The 24789-nt window shown below is 71.5% G+C and carries 20 protein-coding genes; 7 read left to right on the top strand and 13 right to left on the bottom strand.

The genetic code is table 11. The features are described 5' to 3' along the window. Positions 1–395 precede the first annotated feature (395 nt). Entirely contained in the window at positions 396–1487 is a 1092-nt protein-coding gene (locus WMF22_RS05775) for a PEGA domain-containing protein (RefSeq protein ID WP_438035129.1), read from the bottom strand. Positions 1488–1552: 65 nt separating this feature from the next. Then, positions 1553–3007 carry a protein kinase domain-containing protein gene (locus WMF22_RS05770; RefSeq protein WP_438035128.1) on the bottom strand — a complete coding sequence of 485 codons (1455 nt, stop codon included), beginning with the start codon at positions 3005–3007 and terminating at the stop codon, positions 1553–1555. A 176-nt stretch (positions 3008–3183) separates the two neighbouring features. On the opposite strand from WMF22_RS05770, the gene WMF22_RS05765 reads away from it, so the two are divergent. Further along, positions 3184–3780, top strand: coding sequence for a hypothetical protein (locus WMF22_RS05765; protein WP_437298100.1), 597 nt, complete (start codon positions 3184–3186; stop codon positions 3778–3780). A 657-nt stretch (positions 3781–4437) separates the two neighbouring features. Here the strand turns inward: WMF22_RS05765 and WMF22_RS05760 are convergent. Beyond that, complete coding sequence (locus tag WMF22_RS05760) at positions 4438–4971, bottom strand: hypothetical protein (protein WP_437298099.1); 534 nt, start codon at positions 4969–4971, stop codon at positions 4438–4440. A gap of 237 nt (positions 4972–5208) precedes the next feature. Here WMF22_RS05760 and WMF22_RS05755 point away from each other — a divergent pair, with 237 nt between their 5' ends. After that, entirely contained in the window at positions 5209–6996 is a 1788-nt protein-coding gene (locus WMF22_RS05755; RefSeq protein ID WP_438035127.1) for a hypothetical protein, read from the top strand. An 11-nt stretch (positions 6997–7007) separates the two neighbouring features. Then, positions 7008–8579 (top strand): hypothetical protein, encoded by a 1572-nt coding sequence (locus WMF22_RS05750; RefSeq protein ID WP_438035126.1) that lies wholly within the window; start codon positions 7008–7010, stop codon positions 8577–8579. A gap of 54 nt (positions 8580–8633) precedes the next feature. Here WMF22_RS05750 and WMF22_RS05745 read toward each other — a convergent pair whose 3' ends face one another. After that, a complete protein-coding gene (locus tag WMF22_RS05745) occupies positions 8634–9350 on the bottom strand; it encodes a type IV pili methyl-accepting chemotaxis transducer N-terminal domain-containing protein (protein WP_438035125.1) in 717 nt (238 codons plus the stop codon). A 285-nt stretch (positions 9351–9635) separates the two neighbouring features. Between WMF22_RS05745 and WMF22_RS05740 the strand changes: the two genes are divergently transcribed. Further along, the gene (locus WMF22_RS05740) at positions 9636–11435 is read left to right on the top strand and encodes a protein kinase domain-containing protein (protein ID WP_438035124.1); all 1800 of its coding nucleotides are present in this window, start codon (positions 9636–9638) and stop codon (positions 11433–11435) included. Positions 11436–11460: 25 nt separating this feature from the next. On the opposite strand, the gene WMF22_RS05735 is transcribed toward WMF22_RS05740, so the two are convergent. Both WMF22_RS05735 and WMF22_RS05730 read right to left on the bottom strand, forming a co-directional pair. Then, positions 11461–12255, bottom strand: coding sequence for an alpha/beta fold hydrolase (locus tag WMF22_RS05735; protein WP_438035123.1), 795 nt, complete (start codon positions 12253–12255; stop codon positions 11461–11463). Between the two features lie 200 nt (positions 12256–12455). Beyond that, on the bottom strand, positions 12456–13142 hold the full coding sequence (locus WMF22_RS05730) for a YqiA/YcfP family alpha/beta fold hydrolase (RefSeq protein WP_438035122.1): 687 nt from the start codon (positions 13140–13142) through the stop codon (positions 12456–12458). 45 nt (positions 13143–13187) lie between these two features. On the opposite strand from WMF22_RS05730, the gene WMF22_RS05725 reads away from it, so the two are divergent. Both WMF22_RS05725 and WMF22_RS05720 read left to right on the top strand, forming a co-directional pair. Further along, complete coding sequence (locus WMF22_RS05725; protein WP_438035121.1) at positions 13188–13679, top strand: N-acetyltransferase family protein; 492 nt, start codon at positions 13188–13190, stop codon at positions 13677–13679. A gap of 401 nt (positions 13680–14080) precedes the next feature. After that, on the top strand, positions 14081–15367 hold the full coding sequence (locus WMF22_RS05720; protein WP_438035120.1) for an MFS transporter: 1287 nt from the start codon (positions 14081–14083) through the stop codon (positions 15365–15367). Positions 15368–15393: 26 nt separating this feature from the next. On the opposite strand, the gene WMF22_RS05715 is transcribed toward WMF22_RS05720, so the two are convergent. From WMF22_RS05715 to WMF22_RS05690, 6 genes are all read right to left on the bottom strand, one after another. Continuing rightward, positions 15394–16695, bottom strand: coding sequence for an ABC transporter permease (locus WMF22_RS05715; RefSeq protein WP_438035119.1), 1302 nt, complete (start codon positions 16693–16695; stop codon positions 15394–15396). Further along, the gene (locus WMF22_RS05710; protein ID WP_438035118.1) at positions 16638–17864 is read right to left on the bottom strand and encodes an ABC transporter permease; all 1227 of its coding nucleotides are present in this window, start codon (positions 17862–17864) and stop codon (positions 16638–16640) included. The genes WMF22_RS05715 and WMF22_RS05710 overlap by 58 nt, the downstream gene beginning before the upstream one ends. Beyond that, positions 17861–18982, bottom strand: coding sequence for an efflux RND transporter periplasmic adaptor subunit (locus tag WMF22_RS05705; RefSeq protein ID WP_438035117.1), 1122 nt, complete (start codon positions 18980–18982; stop codon positions 17861–17863). The genes WMF22_RS05710 and WMF22_RS05705 overlap by 4 nt, the downstream gene beginning before the upstream one ends. After that, positions 18979–19773 carry an ABC transporter ATP-binding protein gene (locus WMF22_RS05700; RefSeq protein ID WP_438035116.1) on the bottom strand — a complete coding sequence of 265 codons (795 nt, stop codon included), beginning with the start codon at positions 19771–19773 and terminating at the stop codon, positions 18979–18981. Before WMF22_RS05700 ends, WMF22_RS05705 begins: the two co-directional genes overlap by 4 nt. 237 nt (positions 19774–20010) lie before the next feature. Then, positions 20011–21210 (bottom strand): glycoside hydrolase family 88/105 protein, encoded by a 1200-nt coding sequence (locus WMF22_RS05695; protein WP_438035115.1) that lies wholly within the window; start codon positions 21208–21210, stop codon positions 20011–20013. 25 nt (positions 21211–21235) lie between these two features. Then, on the bottom strand, positions 21236–23488 hold the full coding sequence (locus WMF22_RS05690) for a heparinase II/III domain-containing protein (RefSeq protein WP_438035114.1): 2253 nt from the start codon (positions 23486–23488) through the stop codon (positions 21236–21238). A 535-nt stretch (positions 23489–24023) separates the two neighbouring features. Here WMF22_RS05690 and WMF22_RS05685 point away from each other — a divergent pair. Continuing rightward, positions 24024–24341, top strand: a complete 318-nt coding sequence (locus tag WMF22_RS05685) for a hypothetical protein (RefSeq protein ID WP_437298078.1) — start codon at positions 24024–24026, stop codon at positions 24339–24341. 34 nt (positions 24342–24375) lie between these two features. On the opposite strand, the gene WMF22_RS05680 is transcribed toward WMF22_RS05685, so the two are convergent. Next, on the bottom strand, positions 24376–24771 hold the full coding sequence (locus WMF22_RS05680) for a hypothetical protein (protein WP_438035113.1): 396 nt from the start codon (positions 24769–24771) through the stop codon (positions 24376–24378). Positions 24772–24789: the final 18 nt, after the last annotated feature.

Below are 24789 nucleotides of genomic sequence, written 5' to 3'. Positions count from 1 at the left end.
GCCCGGTCCGCGACGCCAGGAGCGCGTCGCCCATGACCCGCGACTCCGGGGTTGTCGGGTGGGCTTTCCTCGACACGAACGCGAGAAATCCCGCGAAGGAGCGAGCTCTGCCGGGAGGAGACACCGGCATCGCTGCCTGCTACCGCGTTCCGCGGTTGTCACGATGGAGCCGTGACATGTCCCGCTGGAGCCGTGACATGTCACGCTGGAGCCGTGACATGTACGCCGCTTGTCTCAGGAGGCCGAGAAAGGCGCGCCCATGGCAGCGCGCGAGCGCGCGACCCGATGGCGCACGACGGCCATGCCGACCCGGCGAATCCACAGCGGCTCACGAAGCTCAGCCGCTCCTGCGCCGAGCACGAGCTCCCGCCCCGCCACAGACCACGACAGGCCCCTTACCAGCGGCCTCCGAATCCCGTAGGACGGGGCGCCCCCATGGATTGCTCGGCCGTCCCCACCTGCGCGGGATTGTGATCGTGCAAGAGGAGGATGCCGGCCGACAAGGCCGCCGCGACGACCGCCCCGGCGCCGACGATCCATATCCACGGCGGCGTCCCGCCGAGCTTCTCGGCCGGCACCAGGCCGACGCGGACGCTGCTCAGCGCCTCGTCCTGAATCAGGATCTGGGCCTGGTAGGGCACCTTCCCCGGCGCCGTCACCCTCACCACGTGGCGGCCGCCCGGCACGATGCCCTCCCACTGCCCTTCGCCCAGGAGCTCGCCGTCGAGCGCGAGGCGATCGCCCGGAGAGGCAACGATGGAGAGCCTGCCGCCGTTCATCGGCCGCGCCAGCCGGACGTCGAGCGCCAGCTGCGCGCCAGGGGACACGCTCTCCGCGCGGAGGTGCTCCTTGAACCCCGGCTTGAAGACACGGATTCGCCTCGTGCCGGCGTCGACGATCACCTTGCCCGGGAGCGGCGTCTTCCCGATCAGCTGGCCGTCGATCGTCACCTCCGCGTCCCGCTCGCTCGCGGTGATGTCCAGGTGACCGACGAGGGCGCTGGCCTTCCGCTCGACCTCGGCGATCGTCGCCCAGTCCTCCGGGAGCAGGACGCCGCGGTCCTCCTGCTTCAACCTCTCCACCAGCGCAAGGAGCTGGCTGTACCGGTGCATCTTGGACGTGCAGGCGATCATGTTCCAGAGGAGGCGCGCGTCCTTCGAGCTCTCGTAGGCGCTCTGGAACTTGAGGAAGGCGCTGGCGAAGTCGCCGTCGCGAAAGAGCGCCTTGCCGGACTCGTAATCGGCCCTGGCCTCACCGCTCAGCCGCTCGCGGGCAGGCGCAGGAGCAGCCTCGCCCGGCGCGGCAGCGGCCGGCGCAGGCGCCGCCGCCGGCGCGGCAGCGGCCGGCGCAGGCGCCGCCGCCGGCGCGGCAGCGGCCGGCGCAGGCGCCGCAGCAGGGGGTCGCTGCGCGGCCGCGCCGCCGGCCGTGGTCAACACCACGATGGCGACCGCTGGCGCGAGCCGCGTCGCCGGGCGGCGCGAACGCACAGGCGCCTCGCCTGCCTCCAGAGGGAATGCGGGGTGCAACGGGTCGGAGGCCGGTGGTTTCTGTCTCATCTGAGCGGTGGTTCCAAGGGATTCGTCCCTCCGGGCGAAGGCGGCGCCTTCGGCGTCGCCGACGCGCTCGTGGCCGGGGGCGCGCGCCGGCCCTCGAGCGCCGCCCCGGAGGGCGCCGCGTCGGCGGCCGGCGCGACGACCGGGGAGGCCGACGGCTGCTGCGGCGGCAAGGCGTCACGGATCGCCGGCGGCGGCTCCGGCGCGATCGGCGGATCCGCGCCGCGCGCCGCGGTGTCCTGCCGCGCGCGCCGCGGCGCCGTGTCGTCCTGCGAGGCCGCCGCGGCCTGCAGCGCCGCCGCCTGCGGCGCTCTGCCTGGCAGCGCGACCGCGCCCCAGAGGGCGAGCGCCAGCACGGCGATCACGACCGCCCCGAGCGCCGCCCCGAGGATCCTGCGCGACCCGGGCCGGGCGGACGTCCGCGTGAGCCCCCGCGTCGTGGGCAGGAGGCTCGCCATCGCGCCGGACGGGGCGCTCGGAGGGCTGCTGGCCGGCACGCGCCGCGGCGGCGGCGCCGAACCGGTCGGCGGCAGCGTCGGCTGCGCCCCCGCCGCGAGGATCCTCGCGGCGCGCTCCGCGCGCTCCTGCCCGCCCGCCGTCGCGAAGGGCACCAGCGCGCGCGCCAGGTCGGCCACGGTCTGCGGCCGCCGGGCCGGATCCTTCTGGAGGCAATGGAGGATCACGGCCTCGAGCCCCGGTGGGATGTCGCTCCTGAGCGCGGTGGGCGGGATCGGCTCGGCGCTCGCGACCTGCAGCACGAGCTCGGCGAGCGCCGGGGCCTCGAACGGCGGCTGCCCTACCAGGAGGCGGTAGAGCAGCGCGCCGAGCGCCCACACGTCCGAGCGGGCGTCGACCGAGCGCGACGACCGCATCTGCTCCGGGGACATGTAGATGGGCGAGCCGAGCATCTCCCGCGTCTGCGTCAGCGACGCGCCGACGCCCTCGGTGCTGCCCGGCACCTCCTTCGAGATCCCGAAGTCGAGGACCTTGATGAGCGTCGCCCCTCCGGGCGTCGTCGTGAGGAAGAGGTTCGCCGGCTTGAGATCGCGGTGCACGATGCCCGCGGCGTGCGCCTCGGCCATCGCCAGGCAGGCCTGCAGGACGTAGTCGGCCGCGTCCACGACGCTGAGCGTGCCGCGGGCGCGGAGCACGTCGGAGAGATCTTCGCCCTCCAGGTACTCCATCACGATGTACGGGATGCCCGAGCCGAGCTCGCCGACGTCGAACACCCGCACGACGTGCTCGCCCTTGAGGCGGACCACCGCGCGCGCCTCGCGGAGAAACCGCTGCACGAGCGCCGGGCTCTCCGTGCTGAGGAGGAGCTTGATCGCGACGCGCTGCGGGAGGAACAGGTGGCTCGCCGCGACAACGATGCCCATGCCGCCTCGGCCCACGACGCGATCGACCCGGTACTTGCCGGCGATGACGTCTCCTTCGACGACAGGTGGCTTCATGAGAGCTCCGTGCTTCACGCCCGGCCACGGGGCGTGCCGCCATCCGAGCCTGCTGTGGTCGACGGTAGCACAGGTGGCCCCCGGCCGGTCCATCGACGGAGGCTTGCCCTCGCCTGCGATCGCGGGCCGGAGCGCGATACGATGCGACGATGAAGCGCTCACCTCGATGCATCTCAATGGCGGTAGGCTCGCTCGCGCTGCTCGTCCAGAGCGCGTGCGGCGGCGCGGTGATCATGGACGGCGGAGGAGACGGGGCCGGCGGCGCGGGCAGCACGAGCGGCCAGGGCAGCACGAGCGGCCAGGGCAGCCCGGATGGCCCGGATGGCCCGGTATCGACGACGAGCTCGGTCGCGCCGTCGCCGACGACCTCGGGCGGCGGTGGGCGCCAGGTGAGCGCGATCGTCTTCGGCGACTCGACCGTGACCTTCCGCGTCGCCACCCTGGCGCTGTCGTGCCGCGACCCCGACGCGAACCCCACGTACGAGCCCTGCAGCGACTGGTGGGACCTGGAGCTGCGCATGCCCGAGTCGATGCTCGCCGTGGGCGAGGTGGACACGGCGAGCGGCGATCTCACGATCTACGGGACGTCCTCTCGCGCGGACTGCGGCAGCACGGGGGCCGTCAGCGGCGGCGGCAACACGGGCTTCGGCAGGCTCACCATCACGGCGATCGACGCAACATCGGTCAGCTTCGAGCTCTCCGACGTGGGTCCCGTGTTCGTCGACGCCGACCCGAACGGCCGCTACGTCGCGCCCCGGTGCGCCGCGCGGTAGCACCGCGCGGCGGAGGAAGAATTCACGGCGATTGGACGGGCTGCTCGGGCTGCCGGTGCCGCCGGAGGGGCGTGCGAGCAAGCTTGAACGCTCCGTCTCGGAAGGTCGCCTCCGCGGCCCGCGCTCGTGAAACGTCAGAACGGACGTCGCGACCTGGGGTCTGGCGTAATTTTACAGGAGCGCCCAGGTCCTGACCTGGACCTCGCGTCCCAAGCAGGATCCTGGAGAGATCGCGACCTGGGCGCTGGTCAAAAAACGATGGCTTGGACAGGTCGCGACCTCCGCGCCGCCTCCGAAACGACGCTTCCGCCAGATCGCGACCTTCACGCCGCCTCCGGAACGACGCTTCCGCCAGATCGCGACCTCCGCGCCGCCTCCGGAACGACCCTTCCGCCAGATCGCGACCTCCGCGCCGCCTCCGAAACGACCCTTCCGCCGATTCGCGACCTGGGGGTCGGCTTCCCAGGCGGATGGCGGCGAAGCGCTTCGTCGATGTGAACCATCCTCGGCTCTCGGCACGCCATGAGCCATCCATCAGGAAAAGAGAGCCAAAACGATTCGAGGACGTGAGGGCGAATCGCCGCGCTCAGCGGTCGCGCTGGACCGGACCTGACATCGCATGCTCGATGTGAGCGGCGGCTCGATGAGCCGGGTCCTTCACTCCAGCACGACGCTCACGCTCTTCGTGCCCTCGTATCCGTCGCCGCGCACGGTCACCGTGAGCCCGAGCTTCTGACCTTCGAGGGTCTCGCGGTCCCACGCGAAAGGGTGGTAGAGCGCGCCGTCCGAGACCAGGAAAGAGCCGGTCTTGATGAACTGGACGTTGAACTGCGCGGCGGCGATCCCCTCGGGATCGCTGGCGAGCGGGCCCTCGAGCTCGTTCGCGAGGCGCACCACATGGCACGTCTCCTCCGCGTCGCCGGGCAGCGCCTCCACCTGGACCCAGGGCGTGATCATCATCGAGCCCTGGTTGCCGAGGATCAGTCGCACGCTGGCACCGTCGGCGTAGGGCACGAACGTCCCAGACGACGCGTCGCCGATGTCGACGGCGCGGGTCTCGGAGAAGTCCTCGCCGAACAGCGTGGGACAATCGCTGGCTTCCGCGGGAATCGACGGATCACCGTCGACAGGGCCACACCCGGAGAGGGACGCGAGAAAAGAGAAGGCAGACGGTAACAGGCAGGATCGCATTGCGCGCGCAGAGCTCCGAAAAAGCCGGGACGGGCCGGGCAGGAGAGACGCCGGCTCGCAGAGGCGCGAGGGCGAGGGCGAGCTGTAGCACGCCGGGTCCGGAGCCACCTCGGCGAGCAAAGCGCGTCCGAGTGGCACGCGCGCTGCCTTCGGCTCGCGGCGATGCTGAACTCATCACGGCGAAACGCCGGCGGCCCCGCAGGTGCTCTGACGTTGGTGTCGCGGTCACGACAATCTGTGTCGCCTCGATTCGCGGTCCTCCGCCACCCCCTCTTCCTTGGCGCCCTGGCGCTCCTGGTGGTCAACGACCACCTCCTGAAAGGCGCCGGGCTCTTGCCTGGCGCGCTCACCGGCAAGCTCAGCGATCTCGCCGGCCTCGTGGTCGCCCCCGTCCTCGCAGCGGCGCTCGCGGACGCGCGCACGTCGCGCGGGCGGGCGCTGGCGTTCGCGGCGGTGGCCGCGCCGTTCGCGGCGATCAAGCTCTCGGCCGCCGCCGCGCAGCTCCTCGTGGGGCTCGTGGGGCTGGCGGGGATCACGTGGCGTATCTGGCAAGATCCGACGGACCTGGCCGCGCTCGTGGTGCTCGTCCCGGCATGGCGCCTCTCGGCGCGCGCGGCTTCCAGCCGGGAGCTCTCGGCCCGGAGCGCCGAGCAAGGCTCGCGTACCGGCTGGGTGCTCGAGCGCGCGATCCTGGGGGCGTCCGCCGTCGCCTGCGTCGCGACCGGCACCCCCGCCCCCGAGGGCTATTTCACCGACGCCTATCTCATCAATGCGACGCCCGGGATCGTGGACGTTCGCGTGCGCTGGGTGGACGCGTCGCTCGATTGCTCCGCCGTCACCTCCGGCGATCCGACACGCATGTTCGGGCCGAGCGCGTTCAACCTCGGGATCACGTACCGGCTGGACCCGCAGGACACGCTCCCGCTCAACCGGACCGAGGCCCACCTCGCCGCAGGCAACTTCGAGGAGACGGCGCCGACCCCGGAAGGGCGTTGCGAGGTGGTGCTGCTCGAGACCGATGGACTGCGGCCTGTGATGGCATGGTGGTCCGATCTGCAAACCGTCATGATTCCGCAGAAGGTGAACGACGACAGCGATTTCTGGAAGGACGCGGAGACGGTGGCGGGGCGCGTCGCGCTGAAGCCGGACACGATGGTGGCGCCCGGACAGGTGAAGACGGGCGCGCTGCTGACGAACGTCGGGCCCTCGTCGTGCGCTGGCGCGCCTCAATCGTCCTTCCAGTGGGCCGGCCCCTGGTCGAAGCAGGTGGTCGGCGAGATCGCGCACATCGATGCACTTTCGGACGGCTGCATCGAATTGACCATGAACTACCGGCGGCGCGGCCCCGACGATGGCTCGGGCGGCGCAGGCGGCGTGGGCACAGGCGGCGCGGGTGCCGGCGGAGCCGACGTCGGTGGCGCTGGCGGCGCGGGTGCCGGCGGTGCCGACGGCAGTGGCGCTGGCGGCGTGGGCACAGGCGGCGCGGGTGCCGGCGGAGCCGACGTCGGTGGCGCTGGCGGCACCGGCGGCGAGGGCGGCGGCGGCGCCGGCGGCGAAGGTGGAATGGGCACCGGCGGCGAGGGCGGCGGCGAGCCGGACCCGAGCTTCACCCCTCTGACTCACTACCTGTGCATTCCGATCGAAGACTTCCCGTTCTCGGCGGGCGAAACGGTGCAATGGTCCGACGAGGGCGACCACCTCGAGATCTCGGCCGTCGACTCGGCGAAGCGGCTCGAGGTCTATCCCAACGTCGTCGAGCTCCAGCTCGGGGGCCTCGCTGTCTCGATCGAGGCGACCGGGTGCGAGGGCGACCGGCTGGGATGCGGCGCCTACGTCACCGACGCGGCGGTGGCGGTGCAGAGCGGCGGCGAGAAGACCCTGCTGAGCCCTGGAGACGCCCTCGAAGGGCCGGATTTCCGCGTGCGGGTCGGCCGCGCCGAGCGCGTGCTCGCCGGGCGTGACGAGTGCGACGCGGGCTACCAGACGCCCAGCGCGTCCGCGGACCTGTTGATCGCTTACGAATGAGGAGAAGCCATATGTCGTCGAAGATGAAGCTGGTCTCACTCGGTCTCTGCGCCGCCGCCGCCGGTTGCTCCACCGACAACGTCGGCGAGGGCAGCGGCGTCCCCGCAGGCTCGGTCAACGTGGCCCAGGGCGGGGCGCAGGACATCTCCCAGTTCCGCGCGATCGTGAAGGCGGGGAAGGTGCCCACGCTCGACACGCTGGACCCGGTCGGGTTCTTCGCCGAGCACGCGATCGACCTGCCCGACGCCGACTGCGGCAAGGACGTCTGCGTTCACCCGTACCTCGCTGTGGCGCCACGCTTCAACGGTGGGAACTGGACGATGGCCTTCGTCGCGATGAACACCGCGGTCGACCCTTCGAGGCTGGACAGGCCGCCGGTTCACCTGGCGATCGCGGTCGAGAACAGCCGCTTCGCCGAGCTCGATGAGGGCGCGCTGGACGCGGGGATGGGAGGGTTGCTCGAAAGCCTCCGTCCCGAGGACCGCGTCAGCGTCATCCGTTATGGCGAGCGGGTCGAGCGCCGCGCCTTCCTCGCGGCGCCGGGGTCGGCGGAGCTCGCGCGCCTCATCACCGACGAGCGCCTCGGCGACGGCGCCGGCGAGCTCGTCGGCCTCTACGAGGGGATCGCCGCCGCCGAGAAGGCGTTCGACGAGGGCGACGCGGCGGGCTTCGAGGGCGCGCACCGCGTGCTCCTGCTCACGAGCGGGCACGCGACGAGCGGTATCACCGACCCCGACCGCATCCTCGGTCTTGGCGAGGCGCTGGTGGAGAACGGCACGGCGTTCGGCGTGATCGGCGTGGGTGAGCGCTTCCTCGTGAAGATCCCGTCGGCGCTGGGCTCGATGGGCGCGGGCACGTACGCCTACGCGCTGAGCCCGGGCGACCTCGGCGGTTTGCTCTCGGAGGAGGGGAAGACAACGCTCTTCCCGCTGGCAACGGACTTCAGCCTGGAGGTGACCCCGTCCGCCGGCTACAAGGTGGGGCGCATCTACGGGACGAAGCGGGCGACCGCCAGCGCCGCGGGGGCGGCCCTGGAGATGCCGGCGCTGTTCATCGGCCAGCGCGACGGCGCGACCGACGTGGGCGGCAGCCGCCGCGGCGGCGGTGGTGGTCTGTTCGTGGAGCTCCTCGCCGATGCGTCCCTCGCCGACGGCATCGGGCCGGACAAGGCGGCCTTCCAGGTGACGGCAGGCTGGACCTCGGCGAAGGACGGAGCCGCGCAGGACGTCGACACAACCCTGCTCAACGCCCTGCCTCCCGGGCAGAACCCCGACTCGAGGTGGTGGAACATCTCCGACGGCGGCTCGGGCAAGCCGTACATGATGCTGAACATGTACCTGGCGCTGCGCGGCGCGCTCGACTTCTACCAGGCGGGCGACTGCCGGCGATCGCTCGGGGTCATCGAGATGATGAAGCCGCCGATCGGGGCGTGGCTCGGGAAGTACCCGGACACGGACATCCAGGACGACAACAACCTGATGTTGATGTTGCGACAGAACATCGAGGATGCCTGTCGTGCGTCGCAGTCGTCCACGGAGCCCACGCCCCCCCTCGACTTCGACGGCGGCTGCGGCTGGCTGTGACCGCCGCCTCCGCCCTCTGAACGCCGCTCGGCGGTCGCGGAGAGCCGGCGTGCATCACGGCTGTCCGATGCCTGCGATCGTCCGGAGCGCCTGAACCGTGTTGTCGAGGTGCCCCCTCGCCTGGACGAGGTGGCTGATCGTCCTCCGGATCTCGCGCACCGCCGGGCGGAAGACATAGAGCCCTTCGAGGAAGAGGACCCCCAGGGTCACACACAGCAAGATCAGCTCGACGAGCCGGAGCCGCTCGATCCGCGCCGTCGCCTCGTGAGCATACTGAGAGACGACGCGGTCCATCCCGCTCAGGAAGCCCGGCTCCGCGGCGAGGATCGCGGCGACGATCGGCTGGATGGCGGCCGCCTCCGCCGGCTTTTCCCCGCCGGCGCCGACCGCGGCGAGGAGATCCTTCCCGTCCCGGAGCATGCTCTGGTGCAGCGGCTCGATCGCCTGGAACATGCGTGTCACCTCCGGCGTGTTCTTCCCCGGCAATCCCATCCCGGGATCGCCGTGCTGGAGCGCGCGATGCGACCGCTCCCAGAGCGCCATCACCTGCGCCAGCTCGTCGACGCGGCCCTTGCGCTCGGCGGGGTCGGTGGTCACCTGGAACGTGAGCGCGGCCTTGCTGAGCCGCTGGCTGAGCATTCGCTGGCGGCCTGCCACGTTGACGACGTGCGCGTCGCTCGTCTGCTGGTTCAACGCGTGCTGCACGAGGAGCTGGGCCACGACCGACAGGAGCGCCACGGCGCCGAGCGCGCTGACGTACAGGCGCGTCAACCGGCGGGTCGGTGCCAGGAGCTCAGAGGAAACCTGCGCCATTGTTCTCTCTCCGTGGGCGAGTGTGGAGACATTACCCGACCATTGGAACGAACGTGTATCGCTCATGTTTCCGAAGAGTGCTTTGCGCGCGCCGCCCCGCGCTCCGCCGTTTCAGGCGGACGCGCTCAAAAAAAGCTGAGATCTCATGACCGCTCCATGGTAAGACTCGCCCGAGAGCGCTCCTCATGAGGCCCCTTTGCGCTGGCCTTGCCGTAGCGTCCACTGGAACCAGGAGAATGTCTCATGCAAGAGCGTACCGCGTTGACCGCGGGCGGCGCGCCGCCGAGCGCGGCCGGAAACGCACCTGAGCTCTTGCCGAAACAGTTCGGCAAATACACGCTCTTGTCGAAGCTCTCGGCGGGGGGCATGGCGGAGATCTTCCTCGCGCTGCATCGCTCGTCCTTCGGCTTCGAGAAGCTCGTGGTGATCAAGCGCATCCTGCCCTCGATGAACCAGGATCCGTCGCTCATCGACATGCTGCTCCACGAGGCGCGCATCGCGGCGACGCTGTCGCATCCCAACATCGTCCAGACGTTCGACGCCGGGCAGGTGGACAGGACGTATTTCATCGCGATGGAGCACATCCACGGCGAGGACGTCGGCTCGATCGTGCGCGAGGCGGCGGAGCGCGACCCGGGAGGGATCCCGCTCGAGCACGCGCTCAGCATCATCCTCGGCGTCTGCGCGGGGCTCGCGTACGTCCATGACAAGCGCGGCCTCGACGGTGCGCCGCTCGGCATCGTCCACAGGGACATCTCGCCGCGCAACGTGGTCGTGAGCTACACGGGCGACGTGAAGATCGTCGACTTCGGCATCGCGCGGAGCGAGCTCGGCGACGTCGAAGAGCAGAAAGAAAACGTGCTGATGGGCAAGTTCGCCTACATGGCCCCGGAGCACGTGGCGGGGGATCGCATCGACCATCGCGCGGACATCTTCGCCGCCGGCGTGGTCCTGTTCGAGATGACGACGGGCAGACGGCTGTTCAAGGGAGGGACCCAGATGCGGACGCTCCTCCAGATCCACGGCTCGGAGTACCCCCTCCCGAGCGCGATCAAGCCCGGCTACCCGAAGGGGCTGGAGAAGATCGTGCTGCGCGCGCTCGAGAAGCGGCGGGAGGATCGCTACCAGTCAGCCCGCGAGATGCACGCCGCGCTCGAGGAGCTCATCCGCGACGAGCGCATCCCCGCCTCGCCCATGGGCCTCACGGCATGGATGGAGTCGCTCTTCCGGGACAAGCTCGCTCGCCACAAGGAGGCGCTCCTCGGCGTCAGGCAGCTCATCGACGTGATCGCGGCGCAGCAGCAGCGCTGGTCGCTGGAGATGAGCGGCGGCGCGACCGTCTCCCAGAGCGGCGTCCCGACGAGCACGAGCCCGACGAGCTTGAGCAGCCCGCCGCCGCTCTCGGGCAAGGGAGGTGTTGCGGCGTTCATCCCGGCCGCCAGCGCGCTCGCGCTCGTGCCTGGGTTCCTCTACATGCAGGGGCAGCTCTCGGAGCGGCACGCCGAGTTCATGACGATGGTCCACGACGCCCAGGCGAGCCGTCAGGAGCCGCCCGCGCCGCTCGAGGCGAAGGGCTCGCTGGAGATCACGAGCAAGCCCGAGGGCTGCACGTTATGGGTGAACGGCGAGCGTCACCCCGTCGCCACGCCGGCCAAGGTCCACGAGCTCCCGCTCGGGCGTGAGCTCCACATCAAGCTCACGAGAGACGGATACAAGCCGTACCGCACGGCCGTGAAGCTGAGCGACGAGGCGCGCTTCAAGGAGATCGTGGCCGAGCTGGAGAGGCTCACGGCGACGGTGGTGCTCTGGGTCGATCCGCCGGCCAGCGTCTTCGTCGACGGGAAGCTCTGGAAGGGCGATCGCACGAGGATCGAGGGGCTCACGGTGGGCGAGGGACACCGCTTCGTGCTGTCCGCCCCCGGGCATGCCTCCAGGACGCTGATGGTCAATGTGGAGCCGGGAGAGACGAAGACGCTGAGCGTCCGGCTCCCGAAGCTCGGCGCGCAAGCGCCGGCGGAAGAGCGCGCCGAGGGTGCGCAGTGACGCTGCGCGCCGCGCGTCTCCCTCGTCATGCCCTGATGGCCACCTGCTCGCCCGGATCATCGCGCAGGAACGCCAGCGCCGCGCGGGCGAACGGCTCCTTCCACTCGCCGAAGATGGGGCCGTGTCCGCCGTTCGGCAGGATCCACAGGCAGGAGCGCGGGATGGCGCGGTACATCTCCAGGGCGAGCTCGGCCGGGTAGAGCGGATCGCGGTCGCCGCTCACGATCATCGTGCGCGCCGTGATGGTCGACAGGTGGGGGGGCGTGAAGCTCATGTCGTCGTGGCTGGCCGCGAAGCGGCGCGGCTGATTCCACAGCGCCCGGATCTGCGCGTCGCCGAGCGCGTGGCGGCTCCTCATGTCCCGCCATTCCTCCTCCGAGCGGCCCTCGTCGGAGATGAGGCGCATGATCGCCCTGGCCTGCTCGGGGAAGTACGGTGTCGCGGACACGAGGACCATCGACGCGACGCGGTCCGGCTGCTGCGTGGCCAGGTGCAGGAGGCACTTGGCGCCGAAGCTGAGGCCGATGGCCCGGAACGCCTTCACGCCCAGGTGGTCGAGGAGGGCGAACACGTCGGAGGCGCACTGGCGGATGGTCAGCTCGCCCGCCGGGTTGGTCGACCGGCCGTGGCCGCGCAGATCGGGGGTGATGACCGTGTGTCCACCCCCGAGCTCCGCGAGGTCGAACACGTGAGCCCAGTCCCCGCCCGCTCCGGTGAAGCCGTGGAGCAGCACGAGCGGCGGCCCTTCGCCGCGGAGCTCGTAGTACATCTCGATGTCGTTGACGGGCGCGGTGCGCCCGGTGGCCGTCGCTGTCGCCATTCGCTCCTCCGATCGCTCGACCGCGGCCGATCCGCGGCCGGTCACACGCGATCTGTATGCGGCGCGCTCCGCTCTTGATAGCTGTGCTCTTCTCGCATAGAATGCCAGTCGGCTGGTGAGGGGACGGCCTGCGAGCGTATCCCGTTGAATGCGCTGAACAGATGGCCAGCGTCCGCGCTCCTGGCGGCGACGGGTGTTCGTCAGCGGCCGACGAAATGGCGCAGGAACTCGTCCGCCTCGCGGAGGATGCGCGGGATCGAGGCGACGAGCTCGTGGCCGTCGTCCACCTCGATGAGCCGGACATGCCGCTTCCCCGCGGCGAACGTCCGCGAGAGCTCGATGTCCACCACCTCGTCGCTCCGGCCGTGGACGATCAGCGTGGGCACACGCACGTCCGGCCAGCCTCCCGAGCGCTCATCCACCTCGGCCGCGTCGACGGCGAAGCCGAAGTCCACCCGGGCTCGCTTCTTCTCCGCGTAGTCGTCGACCTCGAGCCACCCCCGCTCCTCCCACGCCCGGAAGGCCTCCTCGCCCAGCCGCAGCCGCCATCGCTCCATGATCCGGAACGCGGGCGCGAGCAGCACGAGCGCGCACACCCGCGCGTCCTCCTCGGCGACGCGGCACGCGGTGAGGCCCCCGAGGCTCGATCCCATCACCACCGCCCGGTCGCGCTCTCCGCCGATCGCCTGCTTCACGGCGCCGATCATCGCGCGTAGGCGCAGCCGCTCGAACGAGGGCACCCGCAGGTCGAGCCGCTCGAGGGCCACCCCGCGCTGCTCGAAGTGCGCGGCGATCCGGACGCCCTTGGTCGAGCTCGGGCCCGAGGCGAAGCCGTGCAGGTACAGCCAGCGCGGGCCGGCGGCGGAGGGCGGCGTCGTCATGGTCATGCAGGCGGGGAGCCTACTCCCTCCACCGAGGCGCGACGATGCGGTATGACGCGCCGGAGAGACGCCATGATCCGCCCCGCCACCGCCGCCGACATCCCCACCATCGCCCGCCTCATCCGGATGCTCGCCGAGTACGAGCGGCTCGCGCATGAGGTCACCTTCGACGAGCGAGAGATCGAGGCGCACCTCTTCGGCCCGAGGCCGGCGGCCGAGGTCGTCCTGGCCGAAGCGGAGGGGACCCCGGTGGGATTCGCCCTCTTCTTCCAGAGCTTCTCCACCTTCCTCGGCAAGCCCGGGATCTACCTCGAAGACCTCTTCGTGCTCCCGGAGCACCGCGGAGGAGGCCACGGCAAGGCCCTGCTCGTGCACCTCGCGAAGCTCGCTGTGGAGCGCGGCTGCGGGCGCCTCGAGTGGTCCGTGCTCGACTGGAACGAGCCGGCGCTCGGCTTTTACCGGAAGCTCGGCGCCAAGCCCATGGACGAGTGGACCGTCCACCGCCTCACCGGCGAGGCGCTCGCCCGGCTCGCGCAGGGCTGACGCGCTCGCCACGGGTGTTGCTCGTGGCGGCGCAACCGAGCACCACCGGCTGCTGCTGGAGCAGCAGCGGCCGCGACCCCTCGGCGCGCTCGCGGCCCGATCGCGCCCGAGGCGCGCCGTCCAGGCGACCACCGCGAGCGCGGGGGATCCTGGTACGGATGTTGCGAATCATGGCCGATGGCCGATGGCCGATGGCCGATGGCCGATGGCCGATGGCCGATGGCCGATGGCCGATGGCCGATGGCCGATGGCCGATGGCGGATTGCGAATCGCCCATCACCCACGCCGCGTGTGCTGAGAACGGCGGCGCGACTCCTGGACTCGGTCGCGACACGCCCTACTGCTCATCGTGATCGAGCGAGAGTCCACAACGCCCAACCAGGGCCGCCGCAGGCGTCGAGATGTCTTCCAACAACCTCACCGGGCTCGGCGTGCTGCGCCACCGGAGCTTCGCTTTCTACCTCGCGGCGAGGCTGCTCTCCGCGGTCGCGGTGCAGATCCAGAGCGTCGCGATCGGCTGGCAGGTCTACGCGCTGACCGGCGATGTCTTCGATCTGGGCCTCATCGGCCTCGCCCAGTTCGCGCCCTTCTTCGCGCTGATCCTCTTCGCCGGCCAGGCGGCAGATCGGTTCGACCGGCGCCGCATCATCACGGTCGGCCTCGCCGTGGAGCTGCTCTGCTCCCTCCTGCTGCTCGCGTTCACGGTGTCGGGCCTGACGGTCGTGTGGCCCGTGTTCGCGGTGCTCGTGCTGTTCGGCAGCGCGCGCGCCTTCATGATGCCGGCGCAGCAGGCGATCTTGATGAACCTGGTGCCGCAGGACAGCTTCAGCAAGGCGGTCGCGCTCAGCTCATCGAGCTTCCATGTCGCGGTCATCGTCGGGCCGACGCTCGGCGGGCTCCTTTACCTCGCCGGGTCGACGATCGTGTATTCGATCGTCGGGGCGCTCCTCCTCGTCTCTCTCGTGCTCATGAGCCTCGTGCGCGCGACCCGGCAGGCGAGGCACGCCGAGCCGACGTCGTGGAGCGCGGTGCTCGAGGGGCTGCGCTTCGTCTGGTCGAAGCCGGCGGTGCTCGGCGCCATCTCGCTCGACCTGTTCGCGGTGCTGTTCGGCGGCGCGGTCGCGCTCCTGCCCGCGTATGCGCGCGACGTGCTCCACGCCGGCCCGACCGGCCTCGGCCTGCTCCGCACGGCGCCGGCCGCGGGCGCCGCGATCACCGCCGGCGTCCTCGCCTTCCGGCCGATCACGCGCCAGGTGGGCCGCTGGATGTTCGGCGGCGTCGCCGTGTTCGGGCTCGCCACCATCGCCCTCGGGCAGACCCGGAGCTTCACCGTCGCGCTCATCGCCCTGTTCCTCGTCGGCGCGGGCGACATGGTGAGCGTCTATATCCGCCACATCCTCGTGCAGTTCGAGACGCCGGACTCCATCCGAGGGCGGGTGAGCGCGGTGAACGCGGTGTTCATCGGCGCCTCCAACGAGCTCGGCGAGTTCGAGTCCGGCCTCACCGCCAGCTGGTTCGGCCTGCTCCCCGCCATCCTCCTCGGCGGCAGCGCCACCGTCGTGGTCGCCGCGCTGTGGGCCCTCGGCTTCCCCGTGCTCAGCCGCATGGACCGCTTCCCCCACGCGAAGCGAGATCCCGAGCAGAGCGCGGACGGCGGCGGAACGGCCGAGGCCGCCGCGACGACGTGAGGACGTGAGCGTCCTCGGGAGCCGCGCTACTCCGAGCGGAGGGCCTCGATCGGGTCGAGCCGCGAGGCGCGCCAGGCCGGGTAGAAGCCGAAGACAACGCCGATCGTGACCGAGAGGCCGAGGCCGAGGAAGAGCGACCAGGGCTCGACCTGGAACGCCCAGCGGCCGACCATGTGCGCGAGCAGCGCGCTGGCGAGCCAGGAGAGGGCGAGCCCCGAGAGCACGCCGAGCACCCCGCCGAGCAGCGAGACGGCCGCCGCCTCGCACAGGAACTGCAGCAGGATCGCCCGCGGCGAGGCCCCGACCGCGCGGCGGATGCCGATCTCCCGCGTCCGCTCGGTCACGGTCACCAGCATGATGTTCATGATGTTGATGCCGCCCACGATCAGCGCGACGACGCCGGTGCTGAGCAGCAGCATCTTGATGATGTCGAGGACGAGCTTCTCCTGGCCGTGGCTGTCCTCGTCCTCGATCCTGAAGTTCTTGACCCCGTGATGGCGGCGCTGGAGCGTCGCGTCGATGACGCCGCGGAGCGCGGCGAGCGGGGTCCGGACGGTGACGAGCGGATCCTGGCGGACGTACAGGCGGTCGGTCCTGTGCGACGGCGCGTAGAGCGCGTCGTAGGTGGTCTCCGGGACGAGGACCTTGCGGTTCCAGATGTTCGTGTCGTCCGTGGAGCCGAGGATCGGCCGGTCCTGGAGCACGCCGACGACCGTCCACACGTGGCCGTCGGCCGTCATGTGGAGGGGCTCGGCCTGCTCGGCCCGCGCCGGAGGGCCGCCGAAGAGCTCGGCCCAGACCTCGTGGCCGACGACGCACACGCGCCGCCGCGCCGCGAGATCCGCCTCGACGAGGAACCGGCCCGCCGCGAGCTCCAGGTCGTAGAGGGCCGGCGCCTCGGGCACGGCGCTGACGAGGGAGATCCGCTTCTTCTTGCCGCCGGCGCGGGCCTCGGTCGGGCGCACCGACTCGCTCAGGGCCGAGGCGCCGCCGAGGGCGCGCGAGGCGGCGAGCGCGCGGGCGTCGTCCCGCGAGAGATCGCGCCGGGTGCGGCGCCGATCCTTGACGCTCACCTCCGCGGGGTGGACCTGGATGAGGTCGGCCTCGACGGCCTGCTGGCTCGCCCGGAGGAGCGCCTCCTCGCCGCCCGCGAGCAGCGAGGCGAGCAGCACGATCGAGCCGGTGCCGATGATGATGCCGAGCAGCGTGAGCGCCGCGCGGGTCCGGTCGGCGACCACGGCGCGCGTCGAGTGGAGGAGATCGTCGAGCCTCATCGCCGCATCGCCGCCACGGGGTCGAGCCGGCCAGCGCGCTGGGCCGGCAGCCACCCGAAGATCACGCCCACGCCGGAGGAGACGAGCAGCGCCGCGACGACGGCCGGCGTGGAGACCGCGCCGATCCAGCTCGGCGTGAAGCGGCGGATGACCGCCGAGGCGAGCTCGGCCGCTGCGGCGCCGCCGGCGACCCCGAGCAGGCCGCCGAAGCCCGAGAGCAGCGCCGCCTCGGCCAGGAACTGCGCGCTGATGTCGCGCGGCGACGCCCCGAGCGCCTTGCGGATGCCGATCTCACGCACGCGCTCGGACACGCTGACGAGCATCATGTTCATCACGCCCACGCCGCCGATGAGCAGCGCGACGCCCGCGATGAGGCCGACGATCGCCTTCATCGTGGTGAACAGGGCCTCGAATTTCTGCATGATGCTGCTGAAATCGAGGAGAGTGAAGTCGTCGACGCCGTGGTGGCGATCGACGAGGAGCGCGTTGATGATGCGCTTCACCGGGTCGTTGTTGCGGACGTCGTCGGTCTTGATGACGAGCAGCGCCGAGGTGCTCACCGCCTTCTCGACGTCCGCCGCCGTGTCGAGCGGGGCGACGAGCAGGTCGACCCAGCTGAAGCCGAAGTTGACGCCCACCCGATCGGCGTCGGCCAGCACGCCGATGACCCGGCAGCGCAGGGCCCCGACCGTCACCCACCGGCCGATCGGGTCGCCGCGCCAGAGCCGCGCCGCGAGCTTCGGGCCGGCGACGCAGACCCGGGCCCGGCGGCGGTCCTCCTCGTCCGAGAACGTCCGGCCGCGCGCGACGGGCATCCGGAAGGCGTCGAGGAAGCCGCTGTCGGCCGCGATGAAGTCGGTGCGATCCTCCTTGCCCTCGTCGGAGATGACGTCGCGCGAGCCGAGCATGGCGTACATGGTGTGCTCGGCGACGTGGGGGACGCCGCGCGCGAGCCGATCGCGATCCCGGCGGGTGAAGCCGGTGACGTACATCGTCTTCTTCCGCTCGGCGCGCTCCGGCGCCTTCGGGACGACGAGGATGAGCCGCGCCCCGCCGAGCTGCTCGATGCCGCGGCCCAGCGTGAGCAGGCCGCCCTCCGCGAGCGAGGTCATGAGCACGATGGCGAAGGCGCCCAGGGTGATGCTGAGGACGGTCAGGAGCGACCGCAGCTTGTGCGCCGAGAGGGCCTTCGCGGCGATCGCGAGGTAGGCGGACCACCTCACATCTTCGTCTCGTTCGCGGCCGCCGAGGGCGGGTTGATGAGCACGCGGGCCCCCTCCGGGACGCCGTTGACGATCTCGACGTCGCGGTCGTTGCGCGCGCCGAGCGCGACCTCGACCTTCTCGGTCGTCTGCTTGCCGTCGGGGCCGTCGACGACGCGCGTGACGAGCTGCTTGCCGCCCTCGTCGGCGACGGCCTCGATGGGCAGCGAGACAACGCCCGGCCTGCTGTCGAGCCGGATGCGCACGTCCGCGGTCATGCCGGGCTTGATGAGGCCGTCGATCTGGGTGAGCTCGGCCTCGACCGGGAAGACGTCGACCTCGCGGCCCTCGAGCTTCACCGAGGCGGGCGCGATCTTGGTGACCCTGGCCGCGTACGTCTTGCCGGGCAGGGCGTCGAGCGTCAGGGTCGCCGTCTGGCCGAGCGCGACCTTGGCCACGTCGATCTGGTTGAGGTCCACCTTGACCACGAGCGTCGAGAGGTCGGCCACGGTGAGCAGCGCCTTGCCGTTGAAGGTCGACTGCACGCCCGGCGTGACGACCTCGCCGGGCTCGATGTTGCGCTGGATGACGGTGCCGTCGAGGGGCGAGGAGATCTTCGTGTACCGGAGCTGGTCCCTGGCGGCGCTGAGCGCGACCTCGGCGAGCCGGATGGCGACGGTCTTCTCGGTGAGGTCGTGCTTGGCCGTGTCGAGCTCCTGCGCGGGGACGACGCTGGCCTCGACGCCGGCGGTCCGCTGCGCGACCACGCGCTTGGCGAAGCCCGCGGCGGCCCTGGCCCGGGCGAGCTCGGCCTCGGCGCGGGCGACCTCGCGCTCGTAGTCGGTCGGGTCGAGCACGAGCAGCAGCTGGTCCTTCTGGACCCGGGCGCCCTCGTCCGCGAGCACCTCGGCGACCTGGCCCGCGACCTTGGACTTGAGCTCGACCTGCTCGCGGGCCTCGATGCGCCCGGTCTCGAGGATCTCGACGGCGAGGTCGCCGCGCTTCGCGGTCACGACGAGCGCGGGGTCGATGGGCGCGGGGCCGGAGCCGGCCTTCGCGAGGACGGCGGCGCCGCCCCCGGCGAGCGCCAGCGCCCCGACGATCCACGGCCAGAGCCGCCGCCGGCGCCGGGCGCTCACGAGAGGCCTCCAGGAGGCGACGACGACGGTCCAGGAACCGATGACGACGGTCCAGGAACCGACGACGACGGTCCAGGAACCGGCGGCGGGACGTCCACGCGCCGGCCGCGAGGGCCGGTGTCCTCGACGATGGCGCCGTCCCTGAAGGTGACGACGCGGGTGGCGTAGTCGGCGATCGAGCGGTCGTGGGTCACGACGACGACCGTCATCCCCTGCGCGTGCAGCGCGCAGAAGAGCTCCATGACCTGCCCGGTGGTGGCGGAGTCGAGCGCGCCGGTCGGCTCGTCCGCGAGGAGGAGCGGCGGCTCGTTGACGATCGCGCGGGCGATCGCCACGCGCTGCTGCTGGCCGCCGGAAAGCTGGTTCGGCAGGTGGTGCGCCCGGTCCTCGAGGCCGACGCGCGCGAGCGCCCGCGCGGCCCGCGCCCGCCGGTCGGCCGGCCGGACGCCGGCGTAGACCATGGGCAGCTCGACGTTCGCGAGGGCGGTGTCGCGCGGAAGGAGGTTGAACGACTGGAAGACGAACCCGATCTTGCGGTTGCGGAGCTGCGCCAGCTCGACCTCGTCGAGCTCCTCGACCGGCTCGTCGTCGAGGAGGTACCGGCCGCCGGTGGGGCGGTCGAGCGTGCCGATGACGTTCAGGGTCGTCGATTTGCCCGACCCCGAGGCGCCCATGATGGCGACCATCTCGCCCCGCGAGAGCTCCAGCGAGACGCCGCGGAGCGCCTGCACCTCCACCTCGCCCATCCAGTAGACCTTGGTGATCGCGTCGAGCTTCACGAGTGCAGCCATGAGGGTCCTCGGCGGTGGCCTGCGCGCCGTCCGCGGGACGGCCGCGACCCGCGCGAGCCCGGTTCGCCTGACCCGCGCGTGACGCACCAGGGTGCGCCGCTCTCGTCGTTCAGGCCATCGCGCTGCGAAGGCCGGCGGACGCGCTGAGGCGTAGGCGAAGCGCAGCAGCAAGGCAACTGCGGCGCAGGAGCGCGGCGGTCGCGCGCCGAGGCCACGGCGAGCGTGGCGCTGGCAGCGCTACAGCCCGGACGTTTCGACGAGCGCGAGGATCACGGCCCCGACGCCGTACGAGAGGTCGTCGCGGAGCTCGACCGCCGCGTAATCCTCGAGCTTCCCCACCGTCGTGGGCCCGGAGATTCCGGTCACCACCGGCCGCCCGGAGCCGTCGTCCTCGATGCGCGAGCGCACGCCCGCCATGGCGCGGTCGATCGCGGGGCGCACCGAGGCGTCGAGGAAGCCGTGGCGCAACCCGCGCGCGAGCCCGACGGCGAAGAGGGCCGTCGCGCTCGTCTCCAGGTAGATCTCGCCCGGGCGGTTCATGATGGTCCACCACAGTCCGCTGTCCTGGTCCTGCGCGCCCAGGACCGCCGCGATCTGCCGCTCGAGCGCCCCGGCCACGGCGTCGTCGCGCTCGCCGCGCGCCGCGCGCACGCGGAGGTACTCGTAGCCGGCCGCCGTGACCCAGCCGTTGCCGCGCGCCCAGTACACGTCCGGATCCTGCGGCGCCGCCCAGTCGTACGCGTGCCGGAAGAGCCCGGGCTCGTCCTGGAGGAGCGACGCAAAAATCTGGAATTGATTCGAGAATTCGTCGAGCGGACGCGCCTCGCCCGAGCGCTCGCCGGCGCGGACGAGCATGTTGCCGAACATGAACAGCGAGTCGACCCAGAGGGTGGGCTCGAACAGCGGCGACACGCCGAGGTGGTTGATGCCGCCCTGCTCCGTCCGGCGGGCCTCCTCGTAGAGGTAGCGGAGCACGTCGTCGACGACCTTCGCATAGGGGGCCGCGCACGTTTCCTCGTGGAGCGCGAGCGCGGCCATGGCCGGCGGGCAGCGGTCGCTGGTCGTGATCTCGTAGCCGTACTCGAGGTGGCGGTCGGTGTAGCGCTGGTAGTAGTCCCGGTAGGGGGAGTGCTGCGTGACGCGGTACAGCTCGACCAGCGAGAGCATGACCGTGCCCTCGCCCCAGTCCCACTGCAGCGACTCCGCCGGGTGCTCGGCGATCCAGCGGTCGGCGATGGCGCGCGCCAGCGTGATGCTCTCCGAGTCGGGCGCGCGCTCGCGCGCGAACGCGTCCTCCGCCGACGGTGACGTCGGCGTGCACGCTACGCCGGAGCTGCCCAGCTGCCCGGCGCCCGGGTCCCCCGCGCACCCGCCGGCCACCGCGGCGCACGCGGCGGCAGCGACGAGCAAGGCGCGGAGGCGCGACGTGCGCGGCATGGGAGGGCGCGCTCTCCGGGGCATCTCACTCCTCCACGGCGAGGCCGGTCGCGTCGGGCGCGGTGACGCGGGGGCTCCCGTCGACGAGCACCCTGGTCCCCCTCGCCATCAGCGCGAACGGCCGCTCGCCCTCGATCCGCAGCACGACGAGCTCCGCGTCGGTCTCGAGGACCTGCCCGCCAGGCAGCGCCAGCGCCTCCGGGGCTCCCTTGCTCCGCAGCACCGCGACGTCGGTCCCTGCTTCGCTCTCGATCCGCCACGCGACGACGCCGGCCTCCGCCGCGATCGGCGCCGCCTGGAGCGGCGCGTCGGGGCCCGCGTCCACGCCGACCTTGTAGGGCAGGAGCACCGCCAGGAACCCCGGCGCCTCGGCCTGCACGGCTGCGTCGATGACGGCGTGGTCGGCGGCCTTGCGGTCCTCCTCGAACTCGTGGACGTGGGGCGCGGTGAGCGGCGTGTACGGCGGCTCCACGACGGCGAGCCCCGGCGACGTCGACTGCACGCGCGCCTCGACGCCCGCCCGCGCCCGCTCCCAGCGGCCGCCGTCGGGGAGGAGCTCGAAGGTGCCGCCGGAGGTGAGCCCCGCGTAGCCGTGCAGCCGCCACGCGTGCGCGCGGGCCGCCGGGTGCGACGTCGAGAGGCGGTCGCCGACAACGAAGTAGCGGCCGTCGATGAAGGCCACGGATCGCTCGACGTGCGTGTCCTGGTAGTCCTGGTGCGCCTCCGCGTAATCGACGGCGTCGCCGTCATGGGTGTTCCGGAGGAACGCGTCCGCGTCGCCGAAATCATTGAAGAGCCCCTTGTCGGGCGCGGATCGGCCGTCGATCAGGATCACGTTGTGCGACGGCGACTGGCTGGTCTTGGCGTTGTCGAGCGAATCGGGCTTGTAGTAGCCGGCGTCGATCAACAGGTACTCTCCGTAGGCCGCGAGGGAGAACGACGTGCCGTCCACGTGGTCGTGGATCGCCTTGCGCGCCGAGCCGTGCTCCGCGAGGAGCAGGAGCCAGCGCGCGTCGTCGCCCCAGTCCGAGCGGAACACCGCGTGGCCGGTGTCGGGGAAGAAGCGCGTGAGGAAGCGCGGCGCCTCGGGGGCCACCGCGTCGTCGACGTAGAGCAGGTGATGGGCGATGAGGTCGGCGCCGAACTCCATGGCCTGCGGGTCGCGGTTCTGCTCCCAGTCCCACAGGTACTCCCCGCTCCCGCCGAAGGAGGTGAGCAGCGGGCTCCCGTTGAACGGGGTGAAGACCCCGTCGTCGACCGGGGGCCGGCTGCCCCAGGGGAGTCGCAGCGAGAGCGACCAGTCGACGGCCTTCGTAAAGAGCCCGCCGCGCAGCGGGACCTCGAGCGCGCCCTGCTCGCCGTCGACGCAGCCGTGTCCGGCCCACGGGTCCTCGTCGGAGCGGGTACGGCAGTCGCGGGTGAAGGCCACCTCGCCCTCGAGCGCGTTGTCGAGGGCGATGAAGAACGCCGCCGTGGGGCCCCAGGCGAAGCCGGAGTAATACGGGCCCTCGGACGCCCCGCCGTCGGGCTGCACGTACTGCCCGTCCGGGCCCCAGAGGTAATCGAGCTCCGAGATCGACCAGTTCCACCAGGTCGCGGCCGCCGGGTGCTCGGGGAACGCGAGCGCCACATAACCGAGCGCGTCGGCGGTCCTGATCGGGTGGTTGTTCTGCGCGGGGCGCAGCAGGAGATCTCGATAGAAATCGTGCTCGAGGTACTTGGCGAAGAACTGACCGGTGATGTCGGTGATCTTGCTCTCGGCCTGGGCGGACTCCTCGTCGGGGAACCACGGCGTGGCGCTCAGGAGGTCCCACGTGTTCGTGTACCCCATGAGGATCTTCGCCATCCGGATGTTCATGTCGAGGACCGTGTTCGTGTCCCAGTCGGTCTCCAGGCGGCGCAGGAACTCGCGCGCCTTGTCGGCCGCCGCCCGGTCCTCGAAGGCCCAGGCGAGGAGGGCATTCGCCTGCGCGGTCGAGGCGTTGTTGCCGTTCGTCTTGTGGTCCCATGAAGCGGGGTCGGGCTCCTCCGCGTAAGGGCGGTCGGCGCGGCGCTTCAGGGTGGCGAGGATCGACGCGTAGGGCTCGCGATCGACGCGCGAGCGCAGGAGGTCGCGGTGCTCCGGGCGCGCGAGGAGCCGCGGATGGACGCCGGTGTCCCGCGGCTCGCTCGGCCCGGCGGCGTCCGTGCCGCATCCCGCGGCCGCGAGCGCGGCGCACGCGAGCGCCGGAGCGAGGGTGTGAAGAGGGAGAGGAAAGCCGCGAGACCGTGATTTCATGGAAGGATGGGGCGAGGGCTCAGAGGGACGAGCTGGTGCGTGAGGCCCAGCGTATCAGCTCGCCCCGGCCTGGAGCCGCTCGAGTTCTCGCTGCCGTGGGGCCGATCACCACATGTCCACGATGGGCAGTCTCGGCAGCCGCCGACACGCCGGAAGATCCGACCAGAGCGGAGATAACAACGCGGGTGACGCGCGGTCGCGAGGGGAAAGCGGGAGAGGAGGAGTCTTCTGTGAGCCCGCCGGGATCAGCCCGGCAAGCGCCCCGGGGAGCGTGGCCTGCGAGCTGAGCCGTGCCTGTTGTGGTGGCCTGGCGCGGGCTGCGTCGAGCGCGCTCGCGGCCTTCTCCGCGTGAGGGGGCGCGATCGCGCAGGGTGGTGCGATCCTGCGCGGGCGTCTGCCTGCTGTGGCAGGACGCGACGGGCGGGGTGGAGCGACCGCGCCGCTCGCGCGGCCCCCCCTCGACACAGGGGCTCCCCGCCGCGCGGTCTCCCGCTTGCATTGCCCGGCCTCGGTGGGGGGAGTCGAGGAGGTTGATATGGCGACCGAGCAGAAGCAGGGAATGGGCGCGCAGGGGCAGCAGGGCGCTGGCCTACAGGAGGGCCGCACCGAGAGCAGCGTGATCCCCGACAAGGACTACAACCTGGTCAGCGTGCTCTACCATACGCTCAAGGGCGCGCAGACCCACTCACAGTACATCCAGGACGCGAAGCAGCAGGGTGATCAAGAGCTCGCCTCCTTCTTCAGCGAGGTCCGGCAGGAGGAGCTGCAGCGCGCGGAGCGCGCGAAGCAGCTCCTCGGACAGCGGCTGAGCGGAGGGCGCCCGGGCCAGGGAGGGGCCCGCGGGAGCGCCTAGGGCTCACGGCGCTCCGGGCCGCGCTGACGGGCCCTCAATCGGCGATGTACTGGTTCCGGCCGACGAAATCGAGGTACGGATTCAACGCCGAGCGCAGGTTATCCACCTGAACACCGGAGTTGATGCCGCCGATCTCCCAGCCGTTCCACCTGGACGGGTTCCGGGTCGTCGCGTTCAGGAGCAGCGGCACCTCCAGCAGTGACTCCACGACGCCGGCGTTGCTGTCGCCGTAGGCCGCCACGATGAACCCGTTGAAATTGGACGGGTTCTTGTTCACGCCCATGAGCAGCGGGACAACCAGCACCCGCGCGGTCACGCCGGTCGTGTTGATATTGTCGAAGACGACGCGCGTGAAATCCTTCTGCCCGTCCGTCACATTGCGGACGTACAGCGAGCCGAGGCCGGTGCCCACGGTGGGGTTGACGACCATCGCGAGCCGCTCCGATCA

Source organism: Sorangium sp. So ce204 (genome assembly GCF_051526795.1).
Lineage (GTDB): Bacteria > Myxococcota_A > Polyangia > Polyangiales > Polyangiaceae > Sorangium > Sorangium cellulosum_B.
Note: the sequence above shows the minus strand (reverse complement) of the source record. Positions and strands in the feature narration are given on the sequence as shown.

Excerpts from the sequence above, each read along its gene's own strand:
- WMF22_RS05770 (WP_438035128.1), bottom strand. The coding sequence starts at position 3,007 with ATGAAGCCACCTGTCGTCGAAGGAGACGTCATCGCCGGCAAGTACCGG.
- WMF22_RS05765 (WP_437298100.1), top strand. The coding sequence starts at position 3,184 with ATGGCGGTAGGCTCGCTCGCGCTGCTCGTCCAGAGCGCGTGCGGCGGC.
- WMF22_RS05760 (WP_437298099.1), bottom strand. The coding sequence starts at position 4,971 with ATGCGATCCTGCCTGTTACCGTCTGCCTTCTCTTTTCTCGCGTCCCTC.
- WMF22_RS05750 (WP_438035126.1), top strand. The coding sequence starts at position 7,008 with ATGTCGTCGAAGATGAAGCTGGTCTCACTCGGTCTCTGCGCCGCCGCC.
- WMF22_RS05740 (WP_438035124.1), top strand. The coding sequence starts at position 9,636 with ATGCAAGAGCGTACCGCGTTGACCGCGGGCGGCGCGCCGCCGAGCGCG.
- WMF22_RS05735 (WP_438035123.1), bottom strand. The coding sequence starts at position 12,255 with ATGGCGACAGCGACGGCCACCGGGCGCACCGCGCCCGTCAACGACATC.
- WMF22_RS05730 (WP_438035122.1), bottom strand. The coding sequence starts at position 13,142 with ATGACCATGACGACGCCGCCCTCCGCCGCCGGCCCGCGCTGGCTGTAC.
- WMF22_RS05725 (WP_438035121.1), top strand. The coding sequence starts at position 13,188 with ATGACGCGCCGGAGAGACGCCATGATCCGCCCCGCCACCGCCGCCGAC.
- WMF22_RS05720 (WP_438035120.1), top strand. The coding sequence starts at position 14,081 with ATGTCTTCCAACAACCTCACCGGGCTCGGCGTGCTGCGCCACCGGAGC.
- WMF22_RS05700 (WP_438035116.1), bottom strand. The coding sequence starts at position 19,773 with ATGGCTGCACTCGTGAAGCTCGACGCGATCACCAAGGTCTACTGGATG.
- WMF22_RS05695 (WP_438035115.1), bottom strand. The coding sequence starts at position 21,210 with ATGCCGCGCACGTCGCGCCTCCGCGCCTTGCTCGTCGCTGCCGCCGCG.
- WMF22_RS05690 (WP_438035114.1), bottom strand. The coding sequence starts at position 23,488 with ATGAAATCACGGTCTCGCGGCTTTCCTCTCCCTCTTCACACCCTCGCT.
- WMF22_RS05685 (WP_437298078.1), top strand. The coding sequence starts at position 24,024 with ATGGCGACCGAGCAGAAGCAGGGAATGGGCGCGCAGGGGCAGCAGGGC.
- WMF22_RS05680 (WP_438035113.1), bottom strand. The coding sequence starts at position 24,771 with ATGGTCGTCAACCCCACCGTGGGCACCGGCCTCGGCTCGCTGTACGTC.